This window comes from Actinoplanes sp. TBRC 11911 (assembly GCF_012933445.1).
Lineage (GTDB): Bacteria > Actinomycetota > Actinomycetes > Mycobacteriales > Micromonosporaceae > Actinoplanes.
The window spans coordinates 1-13,449 of record NZ_JABBNC010000019.1 but is presented as its reverse complement, the minus strand read 5'-3'; the positions used below and the strand labels follow the sequence as shown (position 1 = coordinate 13,449).

The window sequence follows — 13,449 nt, the reverse complement described above, 5'->3', positions numbered from 1 at the left end:
TGACGACCTAGACGCCGACGAGTTTGTCCGGATTGAGGACTCTGCGGTACGCGGTGATCAGACCGTCGGTGATCTCGACGGTGTCGACGGTGCAGATCCGGCCGTCCCGGCGGGACACGAGGGCGAGCTCGCCGCCCACTTCGGCGAGGTCGAGACGATCGAGGTGCAGCTGCCGCGCCACCCGCAGCATGACCTCGGCGACGCGCTCGCCACCCTGGATCACCTTGCGTGCCGCGGAGACCTCGCCGCCGCCGTCGGTGACGTAGACGACGTCCGGGTGCAGCAGCCGGACCAGGCCGGCCATGTCCCCCGCCTCGTAGGCGGCCCGGAAGACGGTGAGGACATGTTCACGCTCGGCCTTCGACGCCTGCGGCGTGGACTGCCTCGCCTTGGCCACCCGCCGCCGGGCCCGCGAGGCGAGCTGGCGGGCGTCCGGCCCGGAGACGTCCAGCACCTCGGCGATCCGGGCGAACGCGAGCCCGAAGACGTCGTGCAGCACGAAGGCGACCCGCTCCGGCGGGCTCAGCTCCTCCATGATCAGCAGCATCGCGGTGCTGACGGACTCGTCCACGAGGACCGCATGCGATGCGTCCGGCCCGGTCAGCAGCGGTTCCGGCAGCCAGGGCCCGACGTAGGTCTCGTGGCGGTACCGGGCACTCTTGAGAATGTCGTACGACCGCCGCGCGGCCACCGTCACCAGCCAGGCCCGCAGATCGTCGACGTGCCGCAGATCGGCGCGGGACGCCCGCAGCCAGACCTCCTGCGTCACATCCTCGGCGTCGGCGACGCTGCCGAGCATCCGGTACGCCGCCCCGAAAACCGCCGGCCGATGCTTCTCCCATTCGGCGGCGAGTAGGTCGGCCTGCTGTTCCGGCCGCCCGGGCCCGTCATCCATAAACCTCTCCTGCCGTGCGCGTCCAGCGTAGCCATCCGGGCGCGGGAGCCCCCGTCACACCCGGCGCGGCTACCTCGTCTCCCTGGCGAAAAGCTCTCCCCGGCGAAAAGCCGATCGACAAACAGGATGCGTGCCATGATCTTCGACGATTCGTCCCTGCCGCCGGTGTTGCCGGCCGATGTCGCGGTGCTCCGGGCCGCGGTGGCGGGCGAGGTTCTGCTGCCGGGTGACGCGGGTTACGACGCCGAACGTGCCGTCTTCAACCTGAATCACGACCTGCTGCCCGCGGTGATCGTGGTGGTGCGGAACACGGCCGACGTCCGGGCCGCCCTCGGTTTCGCCGCCGCGCAGCACCGACCGGTCCTGGTGAAGACCACCGGTCACCAGATGGTCGGCACGGCGGACGGCGCCGTCGTGATCGCAACCCACCGGATGAACGACGTGGCCATCGATGTGGCCCGGCGCACCGCCCGGGTCGGCGCCGGGGCACTGTGGTCCGAGGTCGTCGCGAAGGCGGCCAAGTCCGGGCTGGCTCCCCTGAACGGATCCAATCCCACGGTGGGAGTCTCCGGTTACACGCTGGGCGGCGGTCTGAGCCCGACCCTGGGGCGCTCGTACGGCTACGCCGCCGACCATGTGCGCTCGCTCGAGGTGGTGACCGCCGCCGGCGACCTGCTGCACGTCGACGCGGAGTCCGAACCCGACCTGTTCTGGGCACTGCGTGGCGGCAAAGGCAACTTCGCGGTGGTCACCGCCCTGGAGTTCGACCTGTTCCCGGTGTCCCGTCTCTACGGCGGCGCCATCTACTTCCCCGGCGAGCGGATGGCCGATGTGCTGCGAGCCTGGACGGCCTGGCATCCCGGCACTCCGGAGACCATGGTCTCGTCGTTCGCCGTGCTCCGCCTGCCCCCACTGCCCGAGATCCCGGAACCGCTGCGCGGGCGTTTCCTGGTGACGGTGCGGATCGCCTACAACGGCACGCCGGAAGACGGCGAGCGGCTGACAGCGCCGTTGCGCGCGATCGCCCCCGCGGTCCTGGACACCGTCACCGACATGCCGTACGCCGACGTCGCGTCGATCCACAACGAGCCGACCGACCCGCTGCCCTACTACGAGCGCGGCATCATGCTGCGCGAGTTCCCCGCGCAGGCGCAGCAACGCCTGATCGACCTGATCGGCCCCGACGCCAAGACCGGCCTGTGGATCGCCGAACTGCGCGCCCTCGGCGGCGCATGGGACCGCGAGCCCGCGATCCCGAACGCGGTGGCGACGAGGGGCATCCCGTACAGCCTGCTGGGCGTCTCGGTCGGCCCGCTTCCGCAGGAGCACGAGCTCAAGCACTCGGTCGCCACGTTGCTCGACGGCATGGCCCCGTGGCAGTCCACCCGCCGGCTGGTGAACAACTTGGCCCCCGACGAGGCGTCCGACGCCTTCGAAATCTACGGCCCGGCCCGCTACACCCGCCTGAGCACCATCAAGCAGACCTACGACCCAACCAACACGTTCCGCCTAAACCACAACGTGCCCCCAGCCGCCACCGTGGATGGTCGATAGGCGCACACGCCAAGCAGGCTTGAGGGCGGAGGTCGAAGGGTTGAGGGTTGAAGCGCAACGGACTCGCCCACCGCAACCACCGCAACGTGGGGTTTCCGGGGGCTCGGCCCCCGGAGCAGAAATGACGAGCGCCAAGGTCCGCACTTCCCGCGGACACAGTGCGCCCCAGCTCGTGGGCCGCCGGGGACTCGAACCCCGAACCTAAGGATTAAAAGTCCTCAGCTCTGCCATTGAGCTAGCGGCCCGCGATCACAGAGTACCTGTGGTCACCCCGGTTGCCTCCCGGGTATCGCCCGACACCGTGTTTCCGCTGGTCACACCCCTATTACAAACTTTTTGGGGAAGGCTGTCGAAAACGGCCGCGTCCGGTCGACGCGTTAGTAAAGGGATCAGCCGAGGGAGACCGAGATGCGCTTCATGCTCATGCACAAGTTCGACGACAAGGACCCGGCCGCCTGGTCGCCGACGCCCGATTTCATGGCGCGGATGGGCGCCTTCGTGGCGGAGGCGGCCAAGGCCGGTGTGCTGCTCGTCGGTGAGGGTCTGCGGCCGACCGCGGAGGGCGCCGCGCGGATCACCGTGACGGACGGGAAGACCACCGTGGTCGACGGCCCGTTCGCGGAGGCGAAGGAGGTCATCGCCGGGTTCGCCATCCTCGACGTGCGCGATCAGGCCGAGGCGGTCGAGTGGGCGGTGCGCTTCGGCGAAATGTTCGACAACGTGGCGATGGACGTCCGCAGAGTCGCTGAGTGAGACGGGGGCAGGTCATGGGAAAGATCGTTTCGAATTTCTTCATCTCGCTGGACAACGTCGTGGAGGCGCCCGACAAGTGGCACTTCGGGTACTTCGACGACGAGATGGGTGCGATCGTCGGGCGGGGTGTCGCGGACACCAAGGCGTTCCTGATGGGCCGCAAGCTGTACGACGAGTGGTCGCAGTACTGGCCGGGGCACACCGAGGACTTCGGAGCCTTCATCAACTCGGTGCCGAAGTACGTCCTGTCGAACTCGCTGACCGAGGCGACCTGGCAGAACACCACGATCCTCGCCGGTGACGACGACACGGTCGCGGGCCGGCTCCGGCAGGTCAAGGATCAGTATGACGGCGACATCTCGCTGTCCGGTTCGGCCACGACCGTACGGTGGCTGCTCGCCAACGGCCTGCTCGACGAGCTTCGCCTGCTGGTGCATCCGGTCGCCGTCGGGCATGGGCAGCGGTTGTTCGAGGACACGCCGACCCAGCCGCTGCGTCTGCTCAACCACGAGGTGCTCAAGTCCGGCGTGTTGAATCTGACGTATGCACCGGAGTACGAACGCTAATCGGGCGATCGAGACCGTCTGGCGGATCGAGGCGGCGCGGGTCATCGCCGCCGTCGCGCGGCTCGTCGGAGACGTCGGACTCGCCGAGGAACTGGCGCAGGACGCCCTCGTGGCGGCACTCGAGCAGTGGCCGTCCGAGGGCGTTCCGCGCAATCCCGGCGCGTGGCTGACGACCACCGCGAAACGACGCGCGATCGATCACCTGCGCCGGCGCGAGCGCTTCGAGCGCAGCATGCCCGATCTGGTCACACCCGAGTCCGTCGAGTTCGCGGACTTCGAGGAGGAGCCCATCGAGGACGACCTGCTGCGGCTCATCTTCACGGCGTGCCACCCCGTTCTCCCGTACGAGGCAAGGGTTGCTCTCACCTTGCGATTGATCGGGGGCCTGACCACCGACGAGATCGCCCGTGCCTACCTGGTGCCGTCCGCCACCGTGGGACAGCGGATCAGCCGGGCGAAGAAGGCGCTCGCGGGGATGCCGTTCGAACTTCCGTCCGGCCCCGATCGGACCGCCCGGCTCGCCGCGGTTCTCGAGGTCATCTACCTGATCTTCAACGAGGGATATTCGGCGACCGCCGGTGACGACTGGATGCGTCCCGCGTTGTGCAACGAGGCGATGCGTCTGGGCCGCATCCTGACCGGTCTCATGCCCGCCGAGCCGGAGGCGCACGGCCTCATCGCGCTGTTGGAGATCCAGGCGTCGCGCATTCCGGCTCGCACCGGTCCGTCCGGCGAGCCGATCACCCTGCCGGAGCAGGATCGAGGACGCTGGGACCGGTTGCTGATCACCCGTGGTCTGGCCGCGCTGACGAAGGCGGAATCGCTCGGCGGTGGCGTCTACACGCTGCAGGCAGCCATCGCTGCCTGCCACGCCCGGGCGATGACGGCGGCGGAGACCGATTGGTCGCGCATGTCTTCCCTGTACGCCCAACTCGCCGCCCTCGCCCCATCGCCGGTGATCGAGCTGAACCGCGCGGTGGCAGTGTCCATGGCGGACGGTCCCGAGGCGGGCCTTGCCGTGCTGGATCCGCTGCTCGCCGAGCCCACGATGCGGCAGTATCACCTGCTGCCCGCGGTACGCGCCGACTTTCTCGTGAAGCTGGGCCGTACCGCCGAGGCGAAAGCGGAATTCGAGCGCGCCGCCGCGTTGACGAAGAACGAACGAGAGCGAGCGTTGCTTGTGGAGCGTGCCGCAGCGTGCTGACACCGCGAGCCTGATCGAACGCCTAACCGAAAGGATGATCAACGGCTACCCGAAAAGCAATCAAGTTATTGCCTTCCGGCTGTCGATCTTCCAGGTTACTAGGGCGTGTTGCGTCGCGGGTATTGCCGGAATCGCGTGCTTTCCTGTTCCTACGCAAAAACACCCCTCCTTTCGAAAGTCATACAAGAAAGGGACGGCGATGAATAAGATCACGCGAGTTCTCACGATGTCCGGCATCGGCCTCGTCGCGGCCGTGATGATGGCGGGCCCGGCACAGGCGTCCACCGCCTCCGCGCAGCCGGTCACCAAGTCGGTGGCGAGCCAGACCGACAAGGCCCAGCAGCACCGCGACCGTGTGGTCGTCGCCGGCTACTTCAGCTCGCGGTGGGACTGCCAGCGCGAAGGCCGCAAGGGCAAGTGGATCGGCCGCTGGAACCACTACGACTGCGACTTCCTGCGGCTGGGCCTGCGCGGCGGCACGTGGCGGCTCCTGGTCGAGCGCGACTGGCGCAACAACGGCTTCAGCATCGGCAACCGTGGACACGACGACCGGGACGGCCACAAGGGCCAGCACCACAGCAAGCACAAGAATGGCGGCAAGAAGGGTCGTCACTGACGACCCGCCGGTAAAAGGTAAAGCACCGAAACGCTGAATTCCTGAATTCACTCCGCACAAGGTCCCGATGTTGCCGGGCACGCCCCAGGGCCCGGCGACATCGCCTTTTGCGTGACGACAGCTCGGCGCGGCTTCGCAGCCATGCAGCCGGCCCGTGAGCGGGGTACAACGAGCCGGACCGGCCGCGTTGTCGCACCTCAGCGCGACCGGCCCCGCTCGTGATCCGTGGCGGCGGACCTCAGTTCGTGACGCTGGCGATGTTGACCATGTCGTCGCGTTCCGGCTTGTCGGTCTTCTGGGTGTTAGCGGCCGTCCATGACAGAACGAAGCGGCCTGCCGGACGCCAGTCACCGCCAGTGACCTTCATCTGGTTCGCGAAGTTCTTCGCGCCGGTCTCATCGGAGAACTCGTAGACACTTACCGTGTCCGTCACGATCAGCTTGACACAACCGAGAGCGTTGGCGCCGTCTTTCGCCTTGCAGGCGCTCGTCTCGTCCTTCGGATTCGGAACCGGCCATTTCGCAGCGATCGCGTCGACGACCTGCTGCGCCCCCGGCTGCGCCGGCCCCTGGTTGGAAGCCTCCGCGCTGCTGGTGCCACACCCAGCCAACGCGAACAATGCAGTGGCTACCACTAAGACCTGACGTGCCCTCACCCTTACCGCCTCTTTCCTCTGTGGATCATCACAGATGGGCACCTTACGGCTTCCGAGAGCTATCGGGCAGAAAAATTTTGGCAACAAAGCATTCGGCGGCTTTTATCCCGATTTTTTTCGAGCCGTTCGGCTCTTGCGGAGCGCACGTCCGGCCCCGGTACGCGTCGGCGAACCACCCCGGCCGCATCGCGTCCCCGGGGCGCGCCTCGATGCGTTCCGGCCACCGACCACCTGTAGGAGATCGCCGCCTGCGCGCACCGGTAGCGCGGAACGTTACGTGATAACCGCGGCGCGCGCTGCCCCTTCACGAGAACGGCAAGCCGGCGCCGAGGCTCACTGTCCGTTCACATTGCTGCAGATTGCATACGCCATAGCCCACGCACCGCTTGATGACAGACAGCGACCGCCGGGGGGTCACAAACTCATGGCCGTCCAGCCGTCACACCCTCCGGGGCTACCTCGTCTCCCTGTCGAAACGCGCCCGCAAGCCTGCCCGGCTCGACAATAGGAACGACACATGACCGCCACGGCCAATACGCCGACCGCCACCTCGGCGATCGAGGCTACGCAACAAGATCGACTTCCACTGAAAGCCCTGATCGGCCTGTTCTTCGCCGGCTTCGTCGGCCTCCTCACCGAGGCTCTCCCGGCCGGTCTGCTGCCGGAGATCTCCGGCACGCTGCACCGCAGCGTCGCGGCGACCGGCCAGACGGTCACGATCTACGCGGCCGCCACCGCGCTCGCGGTGATTCCGCTCAACCGGCTGACCTCGAGCTGGTCGCGCAAAACCGTCCTTCAGGTGGCGCTGCTCACCGTCGCCATCACCAGCGTGCTCACCGGACTGTCCGGCAACTACTGGCTGACCCTCGCGATCCGGGTCCTCGCCGGGCTGAGCACCGCGCTGGTCTGGCCGCTGCTCGCCGGTTACGCCGCCCGGCTCGCCCCCGACGGCAAGCAGGGCCGCGCCATCGCGATCGCCATGGCCGGCATCCCGGTGTCGCTGGCCCTGGGTGTCCCGTTCGGCACCGCGGTCACGTCCTTCACTGGCTGGCAGGTCGCGTTCTACGGTTCCGCGGCACTGACCCTGCTGGTGATGCTGTGGATGTTCGTCACCCTGCCGAGCCTGCCCGGCCTGCCGATGGGCCGGCGTCACACGATTGCGCAGGTGCTCGTCATGCCGGGCGTCCGCGTGATCCTGTTCGCCCTGGCCGGGTTCATCATCGCGCACAACATCATGTACACGTACGTCACCGACTACCTGAACTTCGTCGGGATGAACGGTCAGGCGGGCTGGGTGCTGTTCGTCTTCGGTGTCACGTCGGTGCTGAGCGTCGTCGTCGTCGGTAAGTACAGCGACCGCCACCACCGGCAGCTCGTCGTGGCCAGCACCGTGCTCTTCGCGGTGAGCGTCCTCGTCATGGCCGTGCTCACCAGCCTTCCGGTGGTCATCTACATCGCCGCCGCGGCCTGGGGTCTCGCCTACGGCAGCTCGGCCGGCCTGTTCATGGGCGCCATGATCAACGCTTCCGGACCGGCGGCCGACGTCGGCCAGTCGATGGTCACCCTGGTGTTCTCCATCGCCATCGCGCTCGGTGGCCTCGTCGGTGGCCTGCTCATCGACGCGCTGGGCACCGGGTCGATCACCTGGACGGCGCTCGCTCTGCTGGTCGCCGCCGCGTTCCTGGTGATCGGCGGCAAGAAGCACGCCTTCCCCGCCGGGAAGTAGACACCCGCACCGGCCACATCGGACGAACAGACACACAGGTTCTGTTCAGCCTGTGTCCACCCGTACGCCAGCTTCGTCGGAGAAGGTCGGCGCCATGCGTCGCACCGCAGGCATCGTCGCCCTGGTCGCTCTCTCCACCGTCGTCGCCGCGCCGGCGCAGGCGGGCGCCCGGCGCGCGGACGACGTCCAGGAGATCACGGCGCGGGCGGAAACCACGGCGCTGTTCGACGACGAGGCCGGCGGTGACGCCGACGCCGACGATCCGGCCATCTGGATCAACCAGGCCGACCGGTCCAAGAGCCGGGTCATCGGCACCGCGAAGAACGGCGGCCTGCGCGTCTACGACCTGGCCGGTCGTGAGGTCCAGTCGATCACGCCGCCCGAGGGCGGCCGTTTCAACAACGTCGACCTCATGAAGGCGTTCGGCCGCGACCTGGCGGTGGTCACCGACCGCGGGCTCGACCAGCTGCGCATCTACCGGATCGACCCGAACGGGCGGCTCACCGACGTCACCTCGGCCGACGCGCCGCTGCTGTTCTCCCGCGATCAGGCCGAGGTGCAGACCCAGGCGACCGGCTACGGTCTGGCCACCTACGGCCGGTACGCGGTGGTCAGTCGCCGGCACACGACGCGGCTCGGCTTGTTCCGGCTCGAGGAGCGCGGCGGCCGCGTCGGATACCGGGTGACCGACGTTCTCGACCTGCCGAAGCAGTTCCGCCTCCCGAACGGCGACGTCTGGACGCCCTGCCTCGAACCGGGTGAGGACCCCCAGGTCGAGGGCATGGTGGTGGACGCCGAGGCGGGCGTGCTCTACGCCGCGCAGGAGGACGTCGCGCTCTGGCGGATCAAACTGGACGGTGACCGCTTCGTCGGCGTCCCGCGAGTCGTCGAACGCGTCGCCGAGTACGGCGTGCCGGCCACCTACGACGCGGCGACCGAGGAGTGCACGCCCGGCACGGATCCCGGCTACGGCGGCCGGATCCACGCCGACGTCGAGGGCGCCACGATCTACCCGACCGGCCCGCGCGACGGCTACCTGATCGTCTCCAGCCAGGGCGACAGCCGCTTCTTCGTCTACGACCGCCGCACCAACAAGCCGCTGCGCACCTTCCAGGTGGTGGACGGCCGCAACACCGACGGCGTGCAGCACTCGGACGGCGCCGCGGTCACCCCGGTGGCGCTGCCCGGCTACCCGGACGGCCTGCTGGTGCTGCACGACGGCGAGAACACGCCGGATGGCGGCCGGGTCAGCACGAACTTCAAGTACGTGAACTGGCGCTCGCTGAAGCTGTAGGCGTCACATCCGCGACACCGACATCGTGGACACGCCCGAGGTCGCGTCGATGTCGTAGCGGTCGGTCGCGGCGGCCCAGTCGTCCGGCTGCCACACCGAGCCGCCGGAGACCCCGGAGTGGTTCTGGCCGTCGATGGTCACGCTTGCTGCCCCACCCCCAGCCCGTACGCGCACCGGGGCGTCCCCACCCAACCGGACCGTGACCTCGCTGGCCCCACCGGCGACGACGACTCGCTGGGTTCCGCGTGCGGCCGGCAACGCCACCGACGCGCGCGAGGTGCCGGCGCTGAAGTCGACGTCGCCGCCCTTGCCCGCGCTGAGGTCCACCGACGAGTCCGTGGAGCCGCCGGCCAGCCGGATCTGCCAGCGCACGTCGTCGTCGAGCAGCACGCTCACCACCGCGGGTCCGGTGCCGGTGCCGTCGCGTACGCCGGCAAGGATCTCGCCATCGCGCACCGTGACCGTCGGCAGCACCTTGGAGCCGGACGGGGTGGTGATGTCGTAGCGGTCGGCGCCCAGATCGGTGACCCGGACGCGTACGACATCCGCGCCGTTGATCATCGCGAACCGCGTCGCCTGCGCGTTCCCGTGCAAGCCGCCGTCTTTGACATATCCCGGACGATTCTCTGGATTTCGGTCACGCCCATCGCCGCCCGTACCGGTGCAACCCGCGATGAGCAGCAAGGATCCGACCAACGCACCAAATCGGACGACCATGGCGGGAGGGTACCCGGAACCGGGAGGGCCTAAGCAGGCCGCCTGATCGTCGATCGACGTTTGAGCTACGGACATCGGCACCGATCATCGTGACTGCATGCGAGTAGCGCTGGTCACAGAGACCTTCCTGCCGGACGTCAACGGCGTCGCGCACTCGGTGGTGCGGGCGGCCGAACATCTCCTCCGCCGCGGGCACTCGCCGCTGGTGATCGCGCCGCAGCCGCCGCCGTCGGTCCGGGACGTCCCGGTCAACGTCCCGTACCCGGTGGTGCGGATCCCGTCCTTCCCGATGCCCGGCTACCCGCAGATCCGGCTGGGCCTGCCCACCCCCGCGATGACCGCGACGCTGCGCGCCCACGGCACCGACCTGGTTCACCTGGCCAGCCCGTACGTGCTCGGCGCCTGGGGGTTGGCGGCCGCGCGCAGCCTCAAACTCCCCACGGTCGCGGTCTATCAAACCGATGTCGCCGCGTACGCCCGTGCGTACCGCGTGAAGATGACCGTCGGCACGGCATGGCGCTGGATCCGGACCGTCCACAACGCGGCCGACCGCACCCTGGTCCCGTCGACGAAGTCGGCGGCCGCGCTGCACGCACACGGGGTCGAGCGGATCTATCTGTGGCGGCGCGGAGTCGACGACGTGCAGTTCCATCCGAGCCGGCGCAGCGCCGCGATCCGCCGCGCGCTAGCCCCCAACGGCGAAATCCTGGTCGGTTTCGTCGGCCGTCTCGCCGTCGAGAAGCAGATCGACCTCCTTGCCGACGTGAGCCGTCTCCCCGGCGTACGGCTGGTGATCGTCGGCGACGGCCCGGCCGCCCCCGCCCTGCGCAAGGCCCTCCCCGACGCGGTCTTCCTGGGCGTACGGCGGGGACTCCAGCTGGCCCGGATCTACGCGAGCCTCGACATCTTCGCGCACACCGGCCCGTACGAGACCTTCGGCCAGGCCGTACAAGAGGCCATGGCGAGCGGCCTGCCGGTGGTGGCGCCGAACGCGGGCGGCCCGGTCGACCTGGTCGACGACGGACGAACCGGTTATCTTGTACGCCCGTTCGAGTCGGACGGTTTCACGTCGGCCGTACGCGAGCTCGCCGCCTCGTCATTGTTGCGGGCGCAGTTCGGAGCGGCCGGCCGCGTGGCGATCGAGGGACGGAGCTGGCAGGCGGTGGGTGACGAGTTGATCGGCCACTACGAGGCGGTGGCGTCCGGCGTGCGGGCGGAGGCGTTGGCCGCGTGAGGATCGTCCGGGTGGCGAACTTCGTCACGCCCCGCTCCGGCGGCCTGAAAACCGCGTTGCGCAACCTGGGCATGGGTTACCGCACGGCCGGCCACGACCCGGTCCTGGTCATCCCCGGCCCCGCCGAATCGGTCGAGGAGACCGAACAGGGCCGCATCATCACGCTCCCCGGCCCGATGGTCCCCCGGATGGGCGGCTACCGCCTGCTGCTCAACCGCTCCCGGGTCGCGGCGACGCTACGTGCCCTGCGCCCCGACCGCATCGAGGTCTCCGACCGCACCACGCTGCGCTGGCTGGGCCGCTGGGCGTCCCGCCACGACATCTACTCCGCGATGGTTTCGCACGAGAGCCTGGACGGCCTGCTGCGCCTGTTCGGCCCCGGCTCGAGCCGCCGCCTGTCGGACGTCCTGAACGCCCGAACCGCCGCCGACCACAACCGCATCATCTGCACCACCCAGTGGGCCGCGCGAGAATTCGACCGGATCGGCGTCCGCAACGTGGTGCGGGTGCCGTTGGGCGTCGACCTGGAGCGTTTCTCCCCCGCCAACCGCAGCTCGGAGATGCGCCACCGTTGGGCCACCGACGACGACGTCCTGTTGCTGCATTGCGGCCGCCTGTCCCCGGAGAAGAAACCCCGCCGCTCCCTGGCCGCCCTGGCCGAGCTGCGCCGCCGCGGCGTCCCCGCGGTCTTGGTGGTGGCCGGCGCCGGCCCGCTCCGCGCAGCGTTGCAGTCCGAGGCTGCGGAGCGGGGTCTTCCGGTCCGCTTCCTGGGCCACGTGACAGACCGCGCCGAGCTGGCAGCGTTGCTGGCCACGGTGGACGTGGCAATCGCCCCGGGCCCGGTCGAGACGTTCGGCCTGGCTGCTTTGGAGGCGCTGGCAAGCGGCACCCCCGTGGTGGTGAGCTCGGAGAGCGCCCTACCCGAGGTGATCGGCGAAGCGGGTTTGGCGGCCCCCGGCGAGGGCAGGGCTTACGCAGACGCGATCGAGACGCTGCTGTCCCGCCCGCTGGCTGCGCGCCAGTCCGCGGCGCGCACGCAGGCGGAGCGCTTCCCCTGGGCAGCCTCGGCTGCGGGGTTCCTGGAGGCCTTGAACGCGCCGTCCCCCAGCGCATCCCCGCATCCGCAGTCCCGGTAGCGGCCGCGCACCCGGCGGGCGCCGGCCGGAGCTGTGGCTTGCTCGGCGACCGCGGTGGCGGGAGTTCGGTGAAGGCGAAGTGCCGCCGCTTGCGCTGCGAGGTGTGGCGCGCTGGGGGGCGGCCATGGCGGCGCGGTTGCGGCGGGCGCGAGCTGCCGCCGCTTGCGCTGCAAGGTGTGGCGCGCTGGGCGGCCATGGCGGCGCGGGCGTGGCGGGCGCAAGGTGCCGCCGCTTGCGCTCGGACCTGTGGCGCGCTGGGTGGCCATGGCGGCGCGGGCGCGGCGGGCGCAAGGTGCCGCCGCTTGCGCTCGGAGCTGCGGCGCGCTGGGTGGCCATGGCGGCGCGGGCGCGGCGAGCACCAAGTGCCGCCAGTTGCGCCGCCAGGTTGGCGCGCTGGGTGGCCACGCGGCGCGGGTGCGGCGAACGCGAGGTGCCGCCGCTTGAGCTCGGAGCTGCGGCGCGCTCAGCGACCATGGCGGCGGGAGCGAGGCGAATGCACCGTGCCGCCGCTTGCGCTGCAGGGTGTGGCTCGCCCGGCGATCATGGTGGCGGGAGCGCGCGAAAGGTGGGAGCGGCCCCGCCGGTTGCGCTATTCGCTTGCCGCGGCACGCGGACGGGGCATCTCCTTGATTCGCTTGCCGTGCAATCCCGCGATGTGGACGATGGCGCCATATCCTGGGACTTTCGTGAACCTTGGAGAGTTGCGCCCATATTTGAACCACAACTCTCCAAGGTTCGCTTCACACCGGGAAAACGGCGTCGACAAAAGCTGTTTTGCTTGGACAAATCGGTTGGCCACAATGGACGGATATCCCACAGTGCGGACTCGAGTTCACGATGTGGTCGCCGTTCCCAGCAGGCGGGCCGCCGTCCCGGGTAATGGATGCCCTGCGTCGCTTGACGCCCCCGCCCACCTGGCAAAGTTGCACCGTCGCCGGAAATATCGGATACGCGCGAGTGGCGCGACCGCCGGCAACCGGAGTGACAGGTAACTGCTGCGCCTGGGCACGGTCGTGCGCCGGCGTATGGCGGGTTGAAGCCCGGCGAAGCCGGCCGGCAAAAAAGGATGCAGAAATGACGGTAGGCCCACCCCGCATAG

At 69.3% G+C, this 13,449-nt stretch carries 12 protein-coding genes and 1 tRNA gene; 9 read left to right on the top strand and 4 right to left on the bottom strand.

Annotated elements, in window-relative coordinates; genetic code table 11:
* Positions 1–7 precede the first annotated feature (7 nt).
* The gene (gene sigJ, locus HH310_RS24120; RefSeq protein WP_169177911.1) at positions 8–895 is read right to left on the bottom strand and encodes an RNA polymerase sigma factor SigJ; all 888 of its coding nucleotides are present in this window, start codon (positions 893–895) and stop codon (positions 8–10) included.
* Between the two features lie 135 nt (positions 896–1,030).
* Here sigJ and HH310_RS24115 point away from each other — a divergent pair, with 135 nt between their 5' ends.
* Positions 1,031–2,449 carry an FAD-binding oxidoreductase gene (locus tag HH310_RS24115; protein ID WP_169177910.1) on the top strand — a complete coding sequence of 473 codons (1,419 nt, stop codon included), beginning with the start codon at positions 1,031–1,033 and terminating at the stop codon, positions 2,447–2,449.
* Between the two features lie 173 nt (positions 2,450–2,622).
* On the opposite strand, the gene HH310_RS24110 is transcribed toward HH310_RS24115, so the two are convergent.
* Positions 2,623–2,694, bottom strand: a tRNA-Lys gene (locus HH310_RS24110).
* Positions 2,695–2,857: 163 nt separating this feature from the next.
* Between HH310_RS24110 and HH310_RS24105 the strand changes: the two genes are divergently transcribed.
* The 4 genes from HH310_RS24105 to HH310_RS24090 are packed head-to-tail and all read left to right on the top strand — an operon-like array spanning position 2,858 to position 5,588.
* A complete protein-coding gene (locus HH310_RS24105) occupies positions 2,858–3,202 on the top strand; it encodes a YciI family protein (protein WP_169177909.1) in 345 nt (114 codons plus the stop codon).
* A 14-nt stretch (positions 3,203–3,216) separates the two neighbouring features.
* Positions 3,217–3,768 carry a dihydrofolate reductase family protein gene (locus HH310_RS24100; RefSeq protein WP_169177908.1) on the top strand — a complete coding sequence of 184 codons (552 nt, stop codon included), beginning with the start codon at positions 3,217–3,219 and terminating at the stop codon, positions 3,766–3,768.
* A complete protein-coding gene (locus HH310_RS24095; protein WP_169177907.1) occupies positions 3,746–4,972 on the top strand; it encodes an RNA polymerase sigma factor in 1,227 nt (408 codons plus the stop codon). Before HH310_RS24100 ends, HH310_RS24095 begins: the two co-directional genes overlap by 23 nt.
* Complete coding sequence (locus HH310_RS24090; RefSeq protein WP_169177906.1) at positions 4,956–5,588, top strand: hypothetical protein; 633 nt, start codon at positions 4,956–4,958, stop codon at positions 5,586–5,588. The genes HH310_RS24095 and HH310_RS24090 overlap by 17 nt, the downstream gene beginning before the upstream one ends.
* A 238-nt stretch (positions 5,589–5,826) precedes the next feature.
* Here the strand turns inward: HH310_RS24090 and HH310_RS24085 are convergent, their stop codons facing one another.
* Complete coding sequence (locus HH310_RS24085; protein ID WP_169177905.1) at positions 5,827–6,243, bottom strand: hypothetical protein; 417 nt, start codon at positions 6,241–6,243, stop codon at positions 5,827–5,829.
* Between the two features lie 517 nt (positions 6,244–6,760).
* On the opposite strand from HH310_RS24085, the gene HH310_RS24080 reads away from it, so the two are divergent.
* Positions 6,761–7,969, top strand: coding sequence for an MFS transporter (locus HH310_RS24080; protein WP_169177904.1), 1,209 nt, complete (start codon positions 6,761–6,763; stop codon positions 7,967–7,969).
* Positions 7,970–8,063: 94 nt separating this feature from the next.
* Positions 8,064–9,263, top strand: a complete 1,200-nt coding sequence (locus tag HH310_RS24075) for a phytase (RefSeq protein WP_169177903.1) — start codon at positions 8,064–8,066, stop codon at positions 9,261–9,263.
* Positions 9,264–9,266: 3 nt separating this feature from the next.
* Here the strand turns inward: HH310_RS24075 and HH310_RS24070 are convergent, their stop codons facing one another.
* The gene (locus HH310_RS24070; RefSeq protein ID WP_169177902.1) at positions 9,267–9,857 is read right to left on the bottom strand and encodes a hypothetical protein; all 591 of its coding nucleotides are present in this window, start codon (positions 9,855–9,857) and stop codon (positions 9,267–9,269) included.
* 220 nt (positions 9,858–10,077) lie between these two features.
* Between HH310_RS24070 and HH310_RS24065 the strand changes: the two genes are divergently transcribed.
* Together HH310_RS24065 and HH310_RS24060 are read left to right on the top strand one after the other, a co-directional pair.
* A complete protein-coding gene (locus tag HH310_RS24065) occupies positions 10,078–11,214 on the top strand; it encodes a glycosyltransferase family 1 protein (protein WP_169177901.1) in 1,137 nt (378 codons plus the stop codon).
* Between the two features lie 11 nt (positions 11,215–11,225).
* The gene (locus HH310_RS24060; RefSeq protein WP_312034288.1) at positions 11,226–12,350 is read left to right on the top strand and encodes a glycosyltransferase; all 1,125 of its coding nucleotides are present in this window, start codon (positions 11,226–11,228) and stop codon (positions 12,348–12,350) included.
* Positions 12,351–13,449: the final 1,099 nt, after the last annotated feature.

Bases quoted from the DNA above. Each gene is read 5' to 3' on its own strand.
- HH310_RS24115 (WP_169177910.1), top strand. From the start codon at position 1,031: ATGATCTTCGACGATTCGTCCCTGCCGCCGGTGTTGCCGGCCGATGTC.
- HH310_RS24065 (WP_169177901.1), top strand. From the start codon at position 10,078: ATGCGAGTAGCGCTGGTCACAGAGACCTTCCTGCCGGACGTCAACGGC.
- HH310_RS24095 (WP_169177907.1), top strand. From the start codon at position 3,746: ATGCACCGGAGTACGAACGCTAATCGGGCGATCGAGACCGTCTGGCGG.
- HH310_RS24100 (WP_169177908.1), top strand. From the start codon at position 3,217: ATGGGAAAGATCGTTTCGAATTTCTTCATCTCGCTGGACAACGTCGTG.
- HH310_RS24075 (WP_169177903.1), top strand. From the start codon at position 8,064: ATGCGTCGCACCGCAGGCATCGTCGCCCTGGTCGCTCTCTCCACCGTC.
- HH310_RS24080 (WP_169177904.1), top strand. From the start codon at position 6,761: ATGACCGCCACGGCCAATACGCCGACCGCCACCTCGGCGATCGAGGCT.
- sigJ (WP_169177911.1), bottom strand. From the start codon at position 895: ATGGATGACGGGCCCGGGCGGCCGGAACAGCAGGCCGACCTACTCGCC.
- HH310_RS24105 (WP_169177909.1), top strand. From the start codon at position 2,858: ATGCGCTTCATGCTCATGCACAAGTTCGACGACAAGGACCCGGCCGCC.